Source organism: Leifsonia sp. Y862, assembly GCF_057669585.1.
Map to the genome: position 1 here is coordinate 801,826 of NZ_JBYHFR010000001.1, position 19,352 is coordinate 821,177.

17 protein-coding genes and 2 tRNA genes are annotated in these 19,352 nt (G+C 62.8%); 16 read left to right on the plus strand and 3 right to left on the minus strand.

The window, feature by feature from the left end; translation table 11 throughout:
- The 8 genes from AC25Z0_RS03785 (at window position 1) to AC25Z0_RS03820 (ending at window position 6,743) form a co-directional block, all read left to right on the plus strand.
- Window positions 1-837 carry an ABC transporter ATP-binding protein gene (locus AC25Z0_RS03785; protein ID WP_488118928.1) on the plus strand — a complete coding sequence of 279 codons (837 nt, stop codon included), beginning with the start codon at window positions 1-3 and terminating at the stop codon, window positions 835-837.
- A complete protein-coding gene (locus AC25Z0_RS03790; protein WP_488132356.1) occupies window positions 837-1,829 on the plus strand; it encodes a D-isomer specific 2-hydroxyacid dehydrogenase family protein in 993 nt (330 codons plus the stop codon). The genes AC25Z0_RS03785 and AC25Z0_RS03790 overlap by 1 nt, the downstream gene beginning before the upstream one ends.
- Before the next feature lie 76 nt (window positions 1,830-1,905).
- Window positions 1,906-1,978 (plus strand) — tRNA-Asn (locus AC25Z0_RS03795).
- 271 nt (window positions 1,979-2,249) lie between these two features.
- Window positions 2,250-2,543 (plus strand): WXG100 family type VII secretion target, encoded by a 294-nt coding sequence (locus AC25Z0_RS03800; RefSeq protein ID WP_488118643.1) that lies wholly within the window; start codon window positions 2,250-2,252, stop codon window positions 2,541-2,543.
- Window positions 2,544-3,147: 604 nt separating this feature from the next.
- Window positions 3,148-4,851, plus strand: a complete 1,704-nt coding sequence (locus AC25Z0_RS03805) for an alpha/beta hydrolase (RefSeq protein WP_488132357.1) — start codon at window positions 3,148-3,150, stop codon at window positions 4,849-4,851.
- Entirely contained in the window at window positions 4,848-5,381 is a 534-nt protein-coding gene (locus AC25Z0_RS03810; protein WP_488118931.1) for a hypothetical protein, read from the plus strand. The genes AC25Z0_RS03805 and AC25Z0_RS03810 overlap by 4 nt, the downstream gene beginning before the upstream one ends.
- Window positions 5,382-5,436: 55 nt before the next feature.
- A complete protein-coding gene (locus AC25Z0_RS03815) occupies window positions 5,437-5,943 on the plus strand; it encodes a hypothetical protein (protein WP_488132358.1) in 507 nt (168 codons plus the stop codon).
- A gap of 269 nt (window positions 5,944-6,212) precedes the next feature.
- Window positions 6,213-6,743: an NUDIX domain-containing protein gene (locus AC25Z0_RS03820; protein ID WP_488118933.1), complete on the plus strand. Its 531-nt coding sequence runs from the start codon at window positions 6,213-6,215 to the stop codon at window positions 6,741-6,743.
- Between the two features lie 6 nt (window positions 6,744-6,749).
- On the opposite strand, the gene AC25Z0_RS03825 is transcribed toward AC25Z0_RS03820, so the two are convergent.
- Window positions 6,750-7,997 (minus strand): FAD-dependent oxidoreductase, encoded by a 1,248-nt coding sequence (locus AC25Z0_RS03825; protein ID WP_488132359.1) that lies wholly within the window; start codon window positions 7,995-7,997, stop codon window positions 6,750-6,752.
- Window positions 7,998-8,088: 91 nt separating this feature from the next.
- Here AC25Z0_RS03825 and AC25Z0_RS03830 point away from each other — a divergent pair, with 91 nt between their 5' ends.
- Complete coding sequence (locus AC25Z0_RS03830) at window positions 8,089-8,679, plus strand: helix-turn-helix domain-containing protein (RefSeq protein WP_488132360.1); 591 nt, start codon at window positions 8,089-8,091, stop codon at window positions 8,677-8,679.
- 26 nt (window positions 8,680-8,705) lie between these two features.
- On the opposite strand, the gene AC25Z0_RS03835 is transcribed toward AC25Z0_RS03830, so the two are convergent.
- A complete protein-coding gene (locus AC25Z0_RS03835; protein ID WP_488132361.1) occupies window positions 8,706-9,659 on the minus strand; it encodes a zinc-binding dehydrogenase in 954 nt (317 codons plus the stop codon).
- A gap of 371 nt (window positions 9,660-10,030) precedes the next feature.
- Here AC25Z0_RS03835 and AC25Z0_RS03840 point away from each other — a divergent pair, with 371 nt between their 5' ends.
- Genes AC25Z0_RS03840 through AC25Z0_RS03850 form a run of 3 tightly spaced genes read left to right on the plus strand, consistent with a single transcriptional unit; the run spans window position 10,031 to window position 11,951 of the window.
- Window positions 10,031-10,909 (plus strand): sensor histidine kinase, encoded by an 879-nt coding sequence (locus AC25Z0_RS03840; RefSeq protein ID WP_488132362.1) that lies wholly within the window; start codon window positions 10,031-10,033, stop codon window positions 10,907-10,909.
- A gap of 2 nt (window positions 10,910-10,911) precedes the next feature.
- The gene (locus AC25Z0_RS03845) at window positions 10,912-11,649 is read left to right on the plus strand and encodes an AzlC family ABC transporter permease (protein WP_488133110.1); all 738 of its coding nucleotides are present in this window, start codon (window positions 10,912-10,914) and stop codon (window positions 11,647-11,649) included.
- Window positions 11,646-11,951 (plus strand): AzlD domain-containing protein, encoded by a 306-nt coding sequence (locus AC25Z0_RS03850; protein WP_488118939.1) that lies wholly within the window; start codon window positions 11,646-11,648, stop codon window positions 11,949-11,951. Before AC25Z0_RS03845 ends, AC25Z0_RS03850 begins: the two co-directional genes overlap by 4 nt.
- Before the next feature lie 13 nt (window positions 11,952-11,964).
- Here the strand turns inward: AC25Z0_RS03850 and def are convergent, their stop codons facing one another.
- Complete coding sequence (gene def, locus AC25Z0_RS03855) at window positions 11,965-12,531, minus strand: peptide deformylase (protein WP_488118940.1); 567 nt, start codon at window positions 12,529-12,531, stop codon at window positions 11,965-11,967.
- Between the two features lie 40 nt (window positions 12,532-12,571).
- On the opposite strand from def, the gene AC25Z0_RS03860 reads away from it, so the two are divergent.
- From AC25Z0_RS03860 to AC25Z0_RS03875, 4 genes are all read left to right on the plus strand, one after another.
- A complete protein-coding gene (locus AC25Z0_RS03860) occupies window positions 12,572-13,495 on the plus strand; it encodes a DMT family transporter (protein WP_488118941.1) in 924 nt (307 codons plus the stop codon).
- Between the two features lie 162 nt (window positions 13,496-13,657).
- Window positions 13,658-14,914 (plus strand): glycosyltransferase, encoded by a 1,257-nt coding sequence (locus AC25Z0_RS03865; RefSeq protein ID WP_488118942.1) that lies wholly within the window; start codon window positions 13,658-13,660, stop codon window positions 14,912-14,914.
- 9 nt (window positions 14,915-14,923) lie between these two features.
- Window positions 14,924-14,997: transfer RNA gene (locus AC25Z0_RS03870), tRNA-Ile, on the plus strand.
- Between the two features lie 790 nt (window positions 14,998-15,787).
- Complete coding sequence (locus AC25Z0_RS03875; RefSeq protein WP_488132363.1) at window positions 15,788-19,048, plus strand: hypothetical protein; 3,261 nt, start codon at window positions 15,788-15,790, stop codon at window positions 19,046-19,048.
- Window positions 19,049-19,352 lie beyond the last annotated feature (304 nt).

Sequence of the window (19,352 nt, forward strand, 5' to 3'; positions counted from 1 at the left end):
ATGACTCGCGGCGCAGCATCAGAATTTCCGATTACGACGAACGACCTGACGATCGAGTATCCGCCGCACGGAGCGAGTCCGGCGTTCGTCGCAGTGCACGGGATGACGTTGCAGATCGCGCCGGGAGAGATCGTGGGACTGCTGGGCGAAAGCGGTTCGGGGAAGAGCACGCTGGCGAGGGTTCTCGCCGGCGAGGCTCTGACCGGCAGCGGGCTCAGGCCCCAGATCACCGGCGGGTCTGCGACGGTTCAGGGCATCCCCATTCGCGGCATCGGCAAACGAAAGCTCGCGCGACTCACGTTCGGGGTCGGCTACCTGGCGCAGGATGCTGCGGCGAGCCTGCAGGGCGACCTGACCGTGGCAGACCTTGTTGCGGAGCCGATCCTTCATCGCGACAGGCACTACAACACGGCTGCGCTCAACACGCTGGTTGCCACCATGATCGATGCGGTGCGGCTGCCCCTGGCGGTGCTCACCCAGTACCCGTACGAATTGAGCAGTGGACAGCGCCAGCGCGTGGCCCTGGCGCGGGCATTGGTGCTCGGCCCGACGGTGCTCATTGCCGACGAGCCGACGGCCGGCGTTGACGTGAGCGTGCGGGATGCTGTGATCGACCTCATCGTCGAACTCCAGCAGGAGCGTGCGTTCTCCGCCCTCGTCATCAGCCATGACCTCCAGGTGTTGCGGCGCCTCGCGAACCGGATTGCCGTGATGCACCAGGGTGTGCTCGTGGGACTCGGCACGATCGAGGACGTGTTCAGAGACCCGTGGCATCCGTACGTCGCCAGCATGGCGTCGGCATTGGACAGCCACCCGAACTCAGGTAGCCAACAGTAATGGCCCAGCACTGCGCGGTGACTCCGGCAGATGCCACAGGGACAGAGCCGGTTCCTCTGCCGCCGGCGCCAGGGCCCATCGCGGTCCTGCCGAGCCCAGAGCTCGTCTTCACCCAGGCCGTTGAGGCCGGCGGGGGAGTCGTTGCCCCGCTGTCCTCGGAGACGAGGGGCCTCGTCTGGCTCTCGTACTCGCGCGCAGGGGAGCTGGGAGACACTCTCGCCGCCTATCCGGAGATTGGATGGGTGCAGCTGCCCTGGGCTGGCGTCGACGCGTTCAGCGGCGTCATGGCGGCGCATGACCGACCAGGACTCGTCTGGACGAGTGCCAAGGGCGCCTACGCCCAGCCAGTTGCAGAGCACGCACTTGCGCTGACCCTGGCGCTGCTGCGGCTGCTTCCGAAGCGCGCGCGGGCGACCAGCTGGAATTCGGTGCCTGCGGGACGCTCCCTCTATGGACTCAATGTGGTCATCATCGGGGCTGGCGGCATCGCCCATGAGCTGATCGCCCTGTTGGCGCCGTTCAGGGTGAGCATTACCGTCGTGCGTCGCAGTCCAGACGCTGTTGCCGGCGCAGACGCCACGGTGCAGACATCCTCGCTCCACGATGTGCTCCCAACAGCGGATGTCGTTGTGGTGGCTGCTGCCCTCACCGCCGGCACCACGCACCTGATTGGCGCAGCCGAGTTGGCACTCATGCCGGAATCGGCATATCTCGTCAATATCGCCAGGGGACCGCTCGTTGACACCGATGCGCTGGTCGCTGCACTCCGCGCGGGAGGCATTGCGGGGGCCGCGCTCGACGTGACCGAACCGGAGCCATTGCCAGACGGGCATCCGCTGTGGACAGAGCCCCGATGCCTGATCACGCCACACATGGCCGACACGCCCGAGATGACTGCTCCATTGCTGGCGGAAAGAATTCGGTTGAATGTGGCCGCATTCCTCTCAGATGCCCGATTTATCGGGGTTGTTGATCCCCACCTGGGGTATTGAGGAGGCCATATTTGCTCCGTGTGGATTTGGTGAATACGCAACCTTTGATAAAGTAGCAACGCTGCTAAAGCAGTAATCCTCGATAGCTCAATTGGCAGAGCAGCCGGCTGTTAACCGGCAGGTTGTTGGTTCGAGTCCAACTCGGGGAGCAAAAGGCCACCAAGGGCTCCACCCCTGGTGGCCTTTTTTGTACCCACATTGGTCGCCTTACATTTGCTCTATGCCGGCACGTTTGTGATGCGACGCATCTGTTCAGGTAACTTGTGCAGAGGAACACGGCGCCTGTAAGTTGTAGCCGATTGGCCAATGCGAACAGACCGTAAGTTTGCGCGCTGTGATTGGCAGTTCCGGGGGGATCTATGATTCCGGATGCATTTTGACCGTTATCTAGTTACTGCTTATTGAAAGAGGCCCGCTTCTATGTCGAATATCAAGGTCAGCTACGCCGAGATCGAGACCGCCGCAACCCAGTTGGGTGCGGGTCGTGACGAGATCACAACGAAGCTACAGAACATGCAGACCCAGATCGGCCAGCTCGTTTCCTCGGGCTTCGTCACCGATCAGGCATCGGGCAAGTTCAACGACGCTTACACGAAGTACACCACGAGCGCGAACACGCTGATCTCACAGTTGAACGAAATCCAGCAGTTCCTGACCGGGACCGCGAACGCGATGCGCGACCTCGATTCTCAAATCGCCTCGAAGATCAACTGACACGTTTCATTCAGAGCGTCGCCAGGCGGTGAGCTGTTGTGGCCGCAGGACAGCGATGTCCTCGACGCGTTGCTGCAGCACTGCTTGGTGACGGTTGACGGATAACTCATGGAAATTGATTACAGCGCTCTGAATAGGGCAGCCACAAGTTTGGCGGCTGCTGCCTCGCAGGTGAATGCTGAACCAGCGGCATCTGGGGAGCTCGGCTCAGGTGCCGCGGCGCCGAACGACGCCCATTCGAGTGCGGCCAGTGATCGTCGAACCACCCTGCATAAGCTCAGCGAACTCATGACTGCGCAAAGCAAATCGTGCGCAGAGATGACCACCCTGTTCAAGCTGCTCGACGCGCAGATCGCGTCCCAGGTTAAACCATGAAGTGTGCGAGGCCGAGAGCATGACCGTAGGCGACACGGCGCTTGCAGGTGACCCTGACACGGTCCGACAAGCAGGGTCAAGACTGCGATGGCGCACCGTCGGCACCAACGCTTACAACAGCCTCTCATCGGCGGCGACGAGTTTGGGTGGACAGTCAGGCTCCGCGCTCTCGGTCGAGCGGATACTCACCATGATCCAGGCATCGTCCGCCCCGGCGAACCTGGTCCAGATGGCAGACCAGGCCTGGGGTGGCGAGGTCTCCGCCTATGGCGCGAAGATGACCGACATCGAGAGCAGAGCTAATTCGGCACGCAGTGATCTTGACTCGGCACGTCGGGATGAAGACATCGCGCGGCAGAGACTGAACGAATTTGACCGATCGAGCGATGACGTTGATTGGGCAAAACGGCGAAGGCTCGTAAGAGCGGTGAGCGAAGCGACAGAGCGTGTCTCAGCAGCGACATCACGTCTGCAATCACTCGACGAGGAGCGTCAGGGCGCCAATTCCTCGGCGACGAATTCCATCCTGACACATCGACAGCAGTACGTTTCCGCACGGAACGCAATGCCGAACCCCCCGACCATCTCGGCAGGGGTGCGGGTGTCAGCGCGAATGCGAGACGGCACCACACGCACGATCTCGGCAGTCGACCTTGCGATGCTAAAAGATCCCACACGCATCGCGGAAGTCTGGGAGGCGCTGACTCTGGAGCAACGTCAACAGCTCATCGCTGACTTTCCGCTGCTCATTGGCAACCTTGACGGCGTCGCTTTGCGCGATCGCAACACCGCGAACGTGATCACGGCTAAGGAGTACCGCAGCGAGTTAGAGAAACAGATCAAGATGTTTCAACTCATCGAGAAGCAATCCGGGGACAAGCAGCTTTTTGCCGACAAGATCTCTGGCTTGCAAGGCGAAGTCAAGAGCTTGGACGCGATCCTCGGAGACCGGAACGGGAAGTACTCCGAGGAAACGGACGCGAGCGGTCAATCGTTCGGCGAGTACCTTGTTTTTGACGAGAACGGTAAGAGATCCTTCCAAAGTGGGGCCGTGCTGGTCGGATTCAATCCGCTTCGGGACAGCATCATCACGTTCCAGGGCACACTCGACCCGAAGACGGGCAATATCCCGTCCTGGATGGCGCAGGTAGGTGTGGTGGTGCCCGGCACGAACTCGAAGCTCGCTACATTCACCGGAGACCTCGATCGCGGCAAGAACCTGCACAGATGGTCGGGTACAAAGTCCGGGTATTTCACGTGGCACGGAGCGCCGATGCCTGAATTTGATTCGACACACATCGTCGATGTCGCGGAACAGGGCTTTGCCGACACCGCAGCACCACGGCTAGCATCCTTTGCGAATAGCCTCGACCTCCCTTCGGGCACAGAGCTCGTCCCGATCGCGCACAGCTACGGCGCTGCAGCGCTCGGGACCGCAGAGATGTTAGGGCTCAGGGCGGATCGCATCGTCTATGTTGCACCGGCCGGCCTCGGTCACGATGTGACAGGCATCGCGGACTTCCCGCACACGAAAGACAAGCCGCATTTCGTGCTGCAGGCACGCAACGACCAGGTGGTGGGATGGAACCAGGGAAAATCCCTATTCGACGTCGGTCACGGCGGCACGAACCCGCTTAAGACACCCGGAGTGACTCGACTCGAAACGGGGTACCTCGATGCCCGCGATCCTGATTCCGGCACAATTGAAAGCCGTGGCATCATTGAATCCCACTCAACACCGTTCACACCGGGAAGCACCTCTCTCGGAAACATTACGCGTGTCGTCAAGGGGGATCCCGTCTCGCTGTACCACCCGAACGATGTTGAGTGGGTGCACGGCGGAGGGTGGGTCCAGGGCGTCGAAGTCTCCGATAGCGGTGCGGGAAAACCGACGGAGGAGATCTCTTCGTTGGACCTATCTAAGGTGGAATGATGCAACTCAATACGCGTGCCGCATTGGCGGTCCTCACGACCGGAGTCATGCTGTGTTTATTGTCGGGGTGTGCGATGTCGGAGCAGCGAAAGGCGGAAGTGGTGGCATCTCAGGAGGTCCAACTTCGAGAGTTCATTGATCAGGCAGACGCTTGGGGCGCGGACATCATTGCGCAGGTTCCCGCAGATGAACCAGAGACCATCTTCGAAAACTTCGGTGGCAGTCGCCAAGCATCGGATAATTACGAGGAGTGGCCGAAATACTACTACTGGGACCAAGGCGTTGATCTTCGCCCCGATGGCCCTCGGACGCCAGTCGAGCTCGCCGATGACTTGGAGCCCTGGCTCGAGGAACAGGGCTGGGTGCGAAACAAAGACAGTGAGTTCTCCCCGGGCAAGGAAAGCTTCGAGCGTAAATATACCCGCGGGGGTTATTTGCTCATGGTGGAGGTGTACACCGTGTCGCCTCCGCAGGCTCAGTCAATCAACTTCAGCATCGTGACCCCAGAAACCGATCCTGGCCCGCAGTGAGCAACACCTTCGAGCTGTGATGATTCTTACCTGGAATCCACTCAATCGTGCCGCGTTGGCGGTCCTCACGACCGGGATCGTGCTGTGTTTGTTGTCGGGGTGTGCAATGTCGGAGCAGCGGAAGGCGGAAGTGGTTGCGTCTCAGGAAGACCAACTACGGGAATTCATTGATCAGGCTGCCGGGTGGGGTGCGGACCTCATCGCTCAGGTTCCGGCTGACGAAGCCGAGAGCATCTCAGGGCAGCTGGGTGGTAGTCGCCAGGCGGGTGCCAACTATGAAGAGTGGCCGAAGTACTACTACTGGGACCAAGGCGTCGATCTTCATCCCGACGGCCCCCGGACGCCGACCGAGTTCGCCGATGATCTGGAGCCCTGGCTTGAGGAACAGGGCTGGGTTCGAAACAAAGACGGCGAGTTCCCCCCGCGCAAACAGAGCTTCGAGCGTGGCTACACCCGCGGGCAGTACTCGCTCGCGGTAGAGGTTTACACGGTAGCGCCTCCGAAAGCTCAGTCAATCAACTTCAGCATCGTGACCCCAGAAACCGATCCTGGCCAGCAGTGAGCGCGCCATCGGCAATGCCGATGTCCGCGCCTGCGGCAAGGTTCATGTTTACTCGACGTTTTCAATCGCGCAGGTCCACGTTTTAGATGGAATCCCTTGGAATTGCATGGATGCTAATTTCGGGGAGATCCGCGAGTTTTCGCGGTAACCGGCAGGTTGTTGGTTCGAGTTCAACTCGGGGAGCAAAAGGCCACCAAGGGCTCCACCCCTGGTGGCCTTTTTGTATCTACTGCTCGCCCATAGACTGACCTGATGAGTGGACTGGCCTTATGAGTGGACACGAGCGCACGGATGCCGCGGCCGCAGTGATGAGCCGATTCCAGGTGATTCCGGCAGCATACGTGTTGTTGCTTCGCCCGGGTTCCGGCACAGCCGCGGGCTCCGCCACTGACGCCGGCACTGACGAGGTGCTCCTGCAGTTGCGCCGAGGTACGGGCTACTTCGACGATCACTGGGCCTCCGGCGCCGCGGGTCACGTGGAGGCTGGCGAATCGGTCTTCGCTGCCGCAGCCAGGGAGGCGTCCGAAGAACTCGGCATCGCGATCGCGGAGGCCGCGCTGCATCCGCTCACCGCCATGCACCGCACCCACGCCAACGGCCGGGCGATCGATGAACGAGTCGACTTCTTCTTCGCGTGCCGCGAGTGGAGCGGCACACCGGCCCTGCAGGAAGAGAAGGCCGCCGAGCTGGCCTGGTTCCCGCTCGATGCGCTGCCGGCACCCGTCGTTCCGCATGAGCTCTTCGTGCTCGAACACCTGCGCGCGGGTACGCTCGCCTCGACGGTGGCGTACGGCTTCTAACTCGCTTTAGCGCTGGCTTCGCCGGATCCTGCCGTATGCGCGCATCAGTTGTGGCACCACCAGGTACACGGCCAGCGGCACCACGATGAGTGTCAGCACGAAGGCGCGCACAACCGGATGCCAGTCGCCGGCAAATGGCGCTATGACATAAAAGCCGAGCGACACGAGCGGGAAAATGGCGATCCAGGTGATCGCCGCTCTGGCATGGACAGACGGTGGTTTGACCGGTGCCGGTGCGGATGCCGATTTCGGAGCCGCTGCCGGCGCCGCCGGTGACTGGTCGACGGACGGAGCGGCACTGTCGAGGTCCTTCTCAAGCAGCCATCCGTTGAGTGCAATGGCGCTCGTGCTGCCTGCCCCTGCGGCGCTGATGACCTGTGCGCTCGGTGTGACGACATTGCCAGCGGCCCACACGCCGGGAACGCTGGTTTGTCCGGTGGCGTCGACGGCGATGAGTCCCGTCGTGGGATCGATGTCGCAGCCCAGCGACCGAAGGACGCCGTCGTTGGGGTGCGGCTTCGGCGCGATGAAGGCGGCCTCGCACCCCAGCGTCCGTCCGTCTGACAGGACTATGCCGTCGAGCGGTCCTGTGCCGCCATGCTCGTGGTCGACGAGGGCCTCGACCACAGCGTCGACGATCACCACGCCGAATGCTTCGAGACGGTGCAGCTCGACGTCGGTGAAGTCGACACCGTTCGTCACGAGTGTCACGCGATCGCTGTAGCGGCGGAGCAGGCACGCTTGTTTGAGCGACATCGCCCGAGCAGCCCCGCCGATGACGACGATGTTCTGGTCTTTCACCTCGAAGCCATGGCAGTACGGGCAGTGATGAACGGATGTTCCCCACCGCTCCCTGACGCCGGGCAGGTCGGGCAACTCATCGGCCAATCCCGTCGTGACCAGCACGGCCCGTGCACGCTCTGAGCGCCCACCAGCCAGTCCGACGGTGAACCAGCCATCCGAATCACGTCGGACATCGGTGACAGATGCAGCGACGAACGCGCCGCCGTAGCCGAGGACTTCGTCTCGGCCGATACGCAGGAACTCGAGGGGCGGCACTCCGTCCCGCGAGATGAACCCGTGCATGTGATCAGCTGCCGCGTTCCGCGGCGTGCCGGAATCAATCAGGAGCACATCGGCCTGCGCACGCGCGAGCACGAGTCCTGCACTCAGGCCAGCGGCCCCGGCCCCCAGAATGATCACGTCGTGGTGAGAGTCGCCGTGCTGTGCAGCGGCATCCGTTGAATTGGTCATAGTTACTACCTCCGCAGCCACGATGACGCCCCTGTTGAGACAATCGGAACTTTCGTTGCTGAAACCGGAACAACCTGATATCGATGGAGTCATGAGCTCAACGCAACGGATGGCCACGGAACTCGACCAGATTGCGCCCCGGCTGCGTCGCATCCGTCAGAAGAAGAACGTGACCCTTGACGACCTGTCGCGCGAGACCGGTATTTCGAAGAGCACGCTGTCGCGGCTGGAATCCGGCCAGCGAAAGCCCAGCCTTGAACTGCTCCTGCCGATTGTGGCCGCCCTGCGCGTGCCCCTGGACGACATCGTGACCTCGCCCACCATTGAGGATCCCCGGGTGTCGCTGAATTCCACGCGCGCCGACGGGCGAACGTTCACTCCGCTGTCCCAGTATCCGGGCGATCTGCAGGCATACAAGATCACGATCGCCGGATCTGAAAGGACCCCGGAGCTGCGCACCCACAGCGGATACGAGTGGGTGTACGTGCTCTCCGGCCGACTGCGGCTCGTGCTCGGCGAGCATGATGTGATCCTCGGCCCCGGTGAGGCCGGCGAATTCGACACCCAGAATCCGCACTGGTTCGGCTCAGCTGGCGGACAGGTCGAGATTTTGAGTTTGTTTGGCAAGCAGGGTCAGCGCATGCACCTGCGTGCGCGCTCGACAGGTGCATCAGCGCGCTGACCAACCACCCTATTCGTACAGTGCGGCTACTCGTACAGGGCGATGAAGCGACCGACTACGCCGCCAGCGCGGAGCTTGTCGATGGCGTCAGGGATCTCCGCCTGGGTGATCAGATTGATCGGTGGGTTCAGCTTGCCCGACCTCATGAGCTCGTAGAGGGCTTCCAGGTCTTCCTTTGTGCCTGACTTCGAGCCTTTGATCGTGAGCTGGTTGATGATGATCGGGTAGGTGTTGATGGTCGACTCAAGGCGCCCCATCCCCACCTGCACCAGGGTGCCGAACTCGGCGAGCGTCTCGATCGCCGTGGCGGTGGTGGTTCCGAAGCCTGCGTAGTCGACGATGAGGTCGAGGTTCTTATCCTTGAACACGTCGATTGAATCCGCGACATCGGTCAGGCCGATCTCATCAGCCAGCTTTCGGGTCTCGGGGTTGACCTCTGCGCCGTAGACCTCAGCACCAGACAGCGCCGCAACGCGGGCACCGATGTAGCCGAGTCCGCCGAGGCCGATCACGCCGACCTTCATGCCGGCCTTGGCACCGCCGACGGCCATGATGGCGTGGTAGGCGGTGAGGCCTGCGTCTGTTGCCATGGCGCCGAGTTCGAATGAGACCTCGTCGGGGAGCCTGACGAGGTTGTCATTGGTGGCGAGCAGCTTGGGGCCGAAGCCGCCGTCCCACTGGCCATAGCCCAGGGCGTCGCCGTCACTCATCACGGGGGCCAGACCGACGCGGTCGCCGACTTTCCACTCGTCCATGCCGTCGCCGACTTCGGTGATCACGCCGGCGTTCTCGTGTCCCATGGTGCGGGGGAGTACGGGAAAGAGTGCCATCCATCCAGCGTCATCAAGTGCTGAGACGTCGGAGTGGCACACTCCGGCTGCCTTGACCTCGACGACGACCTGACCTGGGCCTGCCGTTGGCTCTGCAACGTCGTTGAATGCCAGCGGCTTGTTCGTGCCGGTGAATTGCCATGCCTTCATAGCCTTATCTCCCTCGTTCTACGTGTGTGCGTCCTCTGGTCGCCCGCGTTGAACGCCCTGACGCTCTTCTCGTCGCACGATACGCCTGCACCGTCCGGATGCGCCGAGTGGCGGCCGTGCAGACGACATGCCCGGTATAGTTGTCTCAGAGCTAGTGCTGGAAGATCAGCGTGAACAAAGAACTTCAGCTCACCCCGGATAAAGCAGGGCATCGACCGTTTCATGCGGATCGTTGTTGGTTCGACTCCAACTCGGGGAGCGAAAGGCCACCAAGGGCTCCACCCCTGGTGGCCTTTTTTATTCCCTTGTACTGCCCAGATGGTGACATAGTCAATCAACTGTGATGCAGCACGTACAACGAAAGGCACGCGATGGACTTCTGGCTGGTCCTCACTGCGATACTCGGCGTTCTCACCGTGGTGTTTGCAGTCCTCTGGGTGACAACCCTGGTCCGTTCTCGCCGCACGCGATTCGACCGCACAACCGCTGACCGCACGCGGATCGACCTCGAGCTGTCGCTCGCAGAACAGCAGGGTCGGCTCGGCATCATCCGTGAGCTGCAGGATGTCGCGGTGTTGGCCGTCTCCAAACTGATCACGCGTGCAGAGGGTTCCCGCTACACGGCGGAGAGCGACCCGTCGAGTGCGGTGCGGGTGATGACGGCCCTCGTTGAGGACGGGCGTTACGCGTTGGCGGATATGCGCCGCGTTCTCACGATCGCACGCGAAGGCGAATCGGTCGCCACCATGCAGCCCGGCCTGCAGTCTGCTCGCGATCTCTTCCGTGTGATGCGTGATGCAGGCCTCGTCATCAACTTCACGGAGACCGGTGACCGGTTCCCGCTGAAGCCCGGCGCAGAACTGGCCGTTTTCCGAATCCTGCAGAGCGCGTTGGCCAACGCCCTCAAGCACGGTGGCATCGGCACTGAAGCGCGTGTTTCCTTCAGCTGGAGCCATGACGGGCTGCAGCTCCTGATCGACGACGACGGCATTCGTGCCGCAGCACGCCGCGCACACGCCAGCCCTGACGAGCAGGCTGCGAGCACGGGGTACACGATCGAAGACGATCTCAAGGCACTGAGCGAAACAATCGCCGGAGCAGGACTCACCCAGATGCGCGAACGCACCCAGCTGTTCGGCGGCGTGTTCAATGCCGGAACCGTTCCCGGCGTTGGCTTCTCCGTGTCTGCGGTCTTCCCGTCCCTGCGCTTCCACAACGGCGTTCACGGAGTGGATCTGGCCCGCTCGTGAGCATGCCCGCCGCCGCGGACGACGAGGGGCTTCCCGAAGCTGAGGTGCTAGCAGGCCGGACTGCTGTGCGCTCTGGCGTGGCTGTTGGGCTGGCCACAGCGGCCTATGGTGTGTCCTTCGGTGCGCTGGCCGTGGCATCCGGTCTGTCCATCTGGCAGGCGTGTTTCCTAAGCCTGGTGTTGTTCTCAGGCGGATCCCAGTTCGCGCTCGTCGGTGTGCTGGCAGGTGGGGGACTCTCCGCGGGGCCTGCGGCCATCGCGAGTGCCGCGTTGCTCGGTACCCGAAACAGCATCTACGGCATCCGTACGTCGCCCATTGTGGGCAGCGGATGGTGGAAGCGGATTGCTGGCGCCTGGCTCACCATCGACGAATCCACGGCTGTGGCGCTGGCGCAGCCGACACAGCGCAGCAGCCGCATCGGTTTCTGGGTCACCGGCGTCGCAATCTTCATCGGCTGGAACATCACCACACTGGCCGGTGCGTTGCTGGGGGACGCTCTGGGGGACACGCGCGCATACGGGCTGGACGCAGCAGCTGCGGCTGCCTTTGTCGGCCTGCTCTGGCCGCGCCTGAAAAACCTTCAGACCGGTGCTGTGGCCGTTGCAGCAGCTGCCGTGGCGACGTTGCTCACGCCCGTGCTGATGCCCGGCATCCCCATCCTGGTTGCTGCCGTGGTCGCGATCGTGGTGGGCGCGTTCAACTGGTTCGCGCCCAGACGAGAACGAGAGGATGCCGCATGACGCTCTGGCAGATCATCATCCTGGCGTCGATCGCCTGCGTCGTACTCAAAATGCTGGGCTTCCTGGTGCCGGCGCGCGTGTTGGAGAAACCCGCCGCCCTCCGCATCGCCGACCTGCTGACCGTGGCGCTGCTCGCCGCGCTGATCGCTGTGCAGACGCTCGGGCAGGGCCAGGCCGTCGTCATCGACGCGCGGGTGCCGGCCGTGATCGTGGCTGTCCTGCTCTTCGCGCTCCGCGTGCCATTCATCGTGGTGGTCGTGGTTGCGGCGGTGGTCGCCGCCGCAATCCGCGCGTTCAGCTAGCTGTCGAGGTCGTCTAGCTGTCGAGGTCGTCCACGCCGGGGAGCCAGGAGAGGCCCGGTACGCCCCAGCTGCGCTTGCGAGTGATCTTCGCGGCCATCTTGGCGTATGGGTGCTCAAGGCGGTCAACGTACAGCGTGCCGTCCAGGTGGTCGAACTCGTGCTGGAAAATGCGCGCCAGCCAGCCATCCGCTCGAATCTCAAATGGCTTCTGGTCGAGGTCAACAGCGCGGAGGATCGCGGACTGGGCGCGCAGCAGCGGGAAACGCTCGCCGGGGAAGGACAGGCAGCCTTCGACGTCTTCATCGTCGTCGGCGAATCCAGCGGGAACAGGAGTGATCCACAACTCGGGGTTGATGGCGACGCCGCGCCACAGAACGTCGGCATCGTCGGTGTAGCCGAAGGTGAACAAGCGGAGGCCAACGCCGACCTGTGGGCCGGCAAGACCGACGCCTGGCGCGGCATCCATCGTCTCGTACATATCGGCAACCAACGTGCGCAAGTCATCGTCGAAGTCGACGACGGGTGCGGCGGGGGAGTGCAGAACAGGGTCACCAGAAATAACTATTGAGCGTACGGCCATTCAGCAAGAATATCGGGCGTCTTCTCGATATTGTCGAATGGTGACCCCCGACCTGACCGAACTCGCAGCGGATATCACGATTGACCCCAGACAGGCCATCGGAATTCCGCTCGCGCTGATCGGTGCCGTGTTCTTGTCTCTCGGTGCCCAGTTCCAGCACCGGGGCGTCAACAAGGTGGAAGCAAACACCGTCGAGGTGACGGGCGGTCTCAACCCTCGCCAGCTGTTGTTGCTGCTCTCCCGCCCGTCGTGGGTGTTCGGCACGATCATGCTGGGCCTGGCGATCGTGCTGCAACTCACGAGCCTCTTCTTTGCTCCGCTGATCGTCGTGCAGCCCCTCGGGGCGTTCGCGCTGGTCGTCACGGCGATCCTGAACGCCAGGATCAGCCACGTGCGGCTGAATCGCGCGTCGATCATTGCCATCTGCATGTGTGTGGGTGGCGTTGGTCTGTTCGTCACAGTTGCGGCATTCACAGCAGTCGACAAGCCCGTCACCGACCAGAACCTGGTGACAATCCTCATCATTCTCGGCGTTGTACTGGTTCTCGCCGGCATCTCGTTCGTGCTGTTGCGCAAGCGGTTCAAGGCGATCTTCTACATCATCGGGGCCGGCGTGCTCTACGGGTTCGTTGCGACCCTGGCCAAGGTCATCATTAACCGGGTGCAGCACGAGAACTTTGAAGGACTGACCTTCGTGTGCCTGCTCGGCTTGCTGCTCGCTGCCGGACTCGGCGGATACTTCGTGCAGAATGCGTACTCGTCCGGGCCGCCAGACCTCGTCATCGCCGGGCTCACCGTTGTCGACCCGCTCGTTGCGGTGGCCATTGGAATCATCGTGCTGGGGGAGGCCTCGCAGGCGCCTCCGTGGGCGGCTGTCGTCTTCATCGTTGCGGGTGCGATCGCAATCTGGGGCGTTTTCCGGTTGTCGAAATACCACCCGCAGTCCGCAGAATCCGGCAGTTGAGACAGAGTGTCGAGTCATGACGCGCCGGGGCGCAAGGTCACTCGCAGACTGACTGTTTAGAATAGGGTGCGGAGTGACGTGCGTATCAGCGCTTATTATTTCGCTTCCCAGACTTCCTGTCGGATGATGATTCCCGGCACACCAACGTAGGGACCAAGCCACTTGTCAGATTCGACCCACCCACGCGGCGCGGTTGCCGGCGATCCCGCACAGGCGAAGACGCCGATCCGCGTGCTCATCGCTGCGGACACGTTTGCTCCAGATGTGAATGGTGCGGCGCGCTTCGCCGAACGGCTTGCTGCCGGCCTTGTGGCCCGTGGGCATGTGGTTCACGTGATGGCCCCCGCAGCGTCGCGCAAGCACGGCTCATGGACAGAGACCCACGAGGGCCAGCAGATGGTTGTGCACCGCCTGCACAGCTGGCGCTGGTACCCACACGACTGGCTGCGCTTCGCTCTGCCCTGGGTCATCCGTCCGGTCAGTCGACGGATTCTCGACGACTTCAAGCCCGACGTCGTGCACTTCCAGTCGCACATCAACGTCGGCCACGGCCTGACGATTGAAGCTGAGAAGCGTGGCATCCGCATGATTGGCACCAACCATTTCATGCCGGAGAACATGCTTGAGTTCACGCTCATCCCCAAGGGCTTGCAGGATCGCGGGATCAAGATGGCGTGGAAGGCTGCCAGGCGCACGTTCCAGCGCGCAGAGGCCGTCACGACTCCGACGCGGCGTGCTGCCGAGTTCCTGGAGAAGTACACCGGGCTGACCGGCGTGCGAGCCATCTCCTGCGGCATCAACGCAGACAACTATTCGCCGAGCTTCGAGCCGCGCACCGAGAACCGCATTCTCTTCGTTGGCCGGGTTACCGGTGAGAAGCAGATTGATGTGCTGTTGCAGGCTGTGGCGCTGCTCGGCGCAGACCTCAACGCGCAGGTCGAGATCGTGGGCGGCGGTGACCAGAAGCGCAACCTGGAGCACCTCGCTGAGACCCTCGGCATCAAGGACCGCGTGACCTTCACCGGCTATGTGACGGATGACGAGCTGCGCGCGGCATACTCGCGTGCCTCCGTCTTTGCCATGCCGTCGATTGCAGAACTGCAGAGTATCGCGACGATGGAGGCGATGGCATCCGGTTTGCCGATCGTTGCAGCGGATGCCATGGCGCTGCCGCACCTCGTGCACGACGGCAAGAACGGCTACCTGTTCGAGCCGGGCAGCGCGACAGACCTCGCGGAGAAGCTCACGACGGTTCTGACGGCGTCACCCGACAACCTCGACCTGCTGAAGCGGGAGTCGCTGAAGATGATTGAGGCTCACGACATCAACCGCACACTGAGCACTTTCGAAAGCCTGTATCGTGGTGAGCCGGTGGCAGATCTTGTCACCGACGAAGCTTCTGCACACTCCCCGGAGTAGGCAGGACTCGGGGTGGTAGCTCAGCTGGTTAGAGCAGCGGACTCATAATCCGTCGGTCACGGGTTCAAGTCCCGTCCGCCCTACTAATAAAGGCCAACTGATCAGGGTTTATGTTGATCAAGGTGGCCTTCTTTCCTTCGGGATTCGCTAAAGCTCCGCTCTAAGCTCCGGTCTAGAACGACGTTTCGCATGCGACTCCGTTGCGCGCCGTCGTGTCCCGCAATCATCGAATCTCCCGTGGCCGGAGTGCGCAAAAATTGCGGCGTACCAGTCTCATCTGGATGGCCGTTCTTCTTGCAAGCTCAACGTGGATCGCGCATACCGATTTGTGCGCGCTCAGTGCTCGACACAAGTCTTCGGCGCTGACATGTCGTCGGTGCTTTCGTCACCGCAACAGGCCTCCATCTTCCATCCTGTTCGAAAACCCTCACCCATTCAGATGAACGCGCAGATGAAGCAAATCAAGCCCTGACTTTCACGCCAGATCGGCGCACTTCCCCCAACAACCCGAAGTGCCGCGAAGATTGGCAAAATCGGGGCACAGTTCGGAAGAGCGTGTGCAGTGTCTCGATCGACAGCGCATCGACGCCGCGGCGTCTGGCTGTGATAGCTGCACCCTGGGCACCCTTGGGGATTCGGGCCTCAGCCAGCACGGATCTCCACGAAAATAGCGAGCGCACTCGGTTAGATCGGTAAGCCCGATTCCATTCGTCTTCATGCGTCTCTACGTTCGCCATCGAACGGGTCGGCGGCTCTCTGAACCCCGCGCGGACGGTAGCGTTGGCACATGTCTGTATCGACGACGCCCCAGGGCCTCCACCAGCCGGGGCGTCGGAGCATTCCCGCGCGGCCGCTGTTCCTGGGGGACGACTCATGAGCCTCACGGAGCATCTGAGGGATTCCGGCTCACCGGTCCGCGCCTACATCGACGGGGTCTCGCCGGCCCTGGCCGGCCTGCAGGGCGGAACCGGCGGGGCGCGTGCAGCGGCCGATACGCTCGGCCTCATCGAGCTCGCGGCGCACAGCGCGATCCTGCCACCTTCCCCCGGTGTGGATGTCGCACGGGCGGGAACGGCGGTCGACTTCCGTGTGCGAATCGCGCTCGGTGGATTCGATGCTCATAACTCGGCCGCAGCTCGTGGCGTCGCTGAACTGTCTCTGCACAAGGGCGAAGTCGAGAACGGATTCCATCGGGCGCGGATCCTCACTGAGGCATTCGAGGTGGCCGTGCGGATCCTCGGGAGACCCTCCGGCGAAGCAGACCTCGACCGAGCGGCACTCCTGCTCGCCCACTGCGAGCAGATCCATCGCGGCGGGATCGCTGTTCTAGAAGGGTCGGTAGGGAAGGCCTGCGATCTGGCCGACGACGGCCAGGAATTCGCGGACGCCCTCGATACGCCCTCTCTGACCGACCTCCGCTTGATGATGGAGTCCAACAGCGCCCAGGTAGATCAATGGGGGGCACAGATAGAGAACGGGGAGCGTTTCGAGCCGAACCCTGAGTTCGCTGGCTCGATGCTCGTTGGTGGCGCCGACGCCGACTGGCTTGTCGGGGACGTACTCATCGACTCCAAGGCCTACGCGGAGCTCACCATTCCGAAGCTACGCAGCTTTATCCGGCAGCTCCTCGGGTACGTCATGCTCGACCTCGACGACTCACTACACATCCGGACCGTAGGCATGTGGCTCCCGAGACAGGGACTGACGAGGACGTGGGAGCTCGAGAGGCTGCTCGGCGGAGACCCCGAGGAACTACTGCCCGCGCTGCGCCAGGGGTTCCTCAAAGCCACTGGCGGTCAGCAGATCGGGATCCACGTCCCGGTCACTCAGCGCCGCAAGCACCAGATCCTCGCCGACAACAAGCACACACCGCGCCGAATGCTCATCGACTTGGCTCGAAACGAGGACGCAGGCATCCGCTTCCGCATCGGGCGGAACGCGATGACCCCCGAGGAGACGATGCGGGAACTCGCGCGGGACAGGTACGCCAAGGTCCGCGAAGGCGTCGCAAAGAACGAAAGCGTACCTACGGACGTGCTCGAGGCGCTCTCCCAAGACAGCAGCGCCGTCGTTCGACGAGCGGCCGTCGTGAACCCCCGTACCCCAAAAGCACCCCAGATGGCTTTGGGGAATGCTCCTGTCGACGGTCGGTCCGGAAAGGCTCAGCTTGCCACCGGGACTTTGAGCAGCGATGAAGTTGCCCTGCCCCGTTCCGCAGAGGCGGCCGTTGTGCGGATCTCGCAGGACCGCGACAACTCGGCCCTCGAAGCGCGGTGGTTTAGGGATTTCCTGATGCTCACAAGGGGCGGCTTCCCACAAGGCGTCGGCTCCCGCATGCCTCTACCCACGGCCAGTGAGCGCTGGGCCCGGAACACGGGGCGGTCGGCCGACGCTCCCGACTGGCTGAAGGCGGGGCTCCCAGACCTGGTGAAGGACGACCTCATGCGCAAGGACCGCCCGGCCTGGGTGCGACAGGTCGTCGCCCGAGACTTGCCCGTCGCCGACCCCTCAGTTCGGGACATACTCCTCGCGGACGCCGATCCCGAGATTCGCTGGTCGGCGCTTCAGCGAACGGTCGACGCACCGGACAATGTCCTCGGTGCCCTGCTTGGCGAGCTCGCCGCTTCTCGGAAGGAGCGCATCCGCTTCCGAACGGAGGGAGACGACCAGCCGACCTGGGAGCGCAACCGCACCTCGGCCGAGCACGACAAAGAGACCCTGCAACTCGTCGCAACCCACCCTTCCACGCCTCTCGCGGCGCTCCGGGAACTCACGGCCACGAAATCGGCCGACATCCTCGTGAGCCTCGTCGAGAACACCTCCCTTCCTAGCGTGGACCTCGCCTCTCTCTTGCCACGGCTATGCTCAACAAGGTCCTTCGAGCCCCGCGAACGACTCGCCGCCTCGAGCAGGATCCCATCCGCAGCCGCGACGTTGCTCGTCAACGACCGAGATGCCCGAGTGCGCATAGCGCTCGCGCGGAACAAAGCAGCGCCCACCGAAGCGCTGGCAAGTCTGGCAGACGACCAAGAGCCGTCCATTCGCCTGGCCGTTATAGCGAACCCGAGCGCGCCCGCCGCAATCGCGGCCTCCATCGCTGGGACCCTCCTCCAGATCAGCACGGACGAGCAGCTGCTCGACACCCTCAATGCGGTCGCGGCACGGGCCGACGTTGAGCTGTCTGAGACACTACTCGAGGATGCGCTGGAGAGACTATCCAAAAGCCGCGTTCGCTGCCCGGACATGCGCACGATCGCAGCCGACGATGAACGCACGGGAGCTCGGACCCTGGAGCGGCTCGCCAGGAGCACTGACGACTCCGTGCGTAGCGCCGTCGCGGGCAATTCCCGTACGCCGTCTCTGACGCTTTCAATGCTCGCTGTGGACCCGGTGCATCAGGTGCGCGCGGCTGCGACGGGCAACGAGGCGCTGGACATCGCCCTGCTCATCACGCTCGCCTACGATGACGAACCCGAGGTCCGGGCGAGCGCAGCGAGAAGCCCGCGGCTCGGCACTGCGCTGCTGGGCGAATTGCTCCTCGACGACGACAGATCCGTGCGGGTGGCCGCAATAAGGAACCCGGCAACGAGCACCGAGGATCGCGAACACGCCGAGGCCGTCTGGGAACTCGCCTACCAGGCGTCGGCCCCAAGCAGAGACGACCTCAATGAGCTAGTCGCCAACACACGTGCGGAAGTACGGATGCAGGTCGCCTTCGACCGACGTACGCCCCCGGATGTACTCGATCTCCTCGGCGGGGAGCGGCGAAGCGCCCAGGTGAGGCGTGCCGTCGCGGCGAACCCGAACACGCCCAAGGCCGCCTTAGGATCGCTCGCCGAGGACAAGGACGAAGAGGTGCGCCAGGCGGTTGCATTCAACGGCGCGACCCCACCCGACATCCTCGCCAAGCTCGCCGGCACCAGCATCGACCTCGCGCTACTGGTCGCAATGAACCCGGACGTTCCTGTTGGGATCATCGACGCCTTGGTCGATGACGGCGATCCGCTTGTGGGCTACGTCGCCGCCGAAGCTAGAGCGACTCGTGCAGCCTTGACCAAGGGCGGATCAACGGGTACGCAGTCAACCCTTGGAGTGCAGGAGATGAACACGACACCCCCGATCATTTTGTCTTGACAAGCTCACCTTGCCTCGTGAACCGCATCGACACGATCGTCAAAGAGGTGGCCTAGACGGGATGGACGTCGAGCGACGTACACGACAAGATAGTCCGTCGCGAGCTGCGCGAGCTGCGCGCGTTGCTCACGAGCTAAGGGCCGCCGATCAAGCGGCCGTGGGGCCCACGAGTAGGTGAGGGAGAATGACTAGACTTCAGCCATACACGGTCGAATCAGACAGCAGCCTCCCGACTGAGACCACCGCCACATTCACGCAGTCACTGGGCTCACGATAAAGTGAGCATCGGTCTGCGGCGACGCTG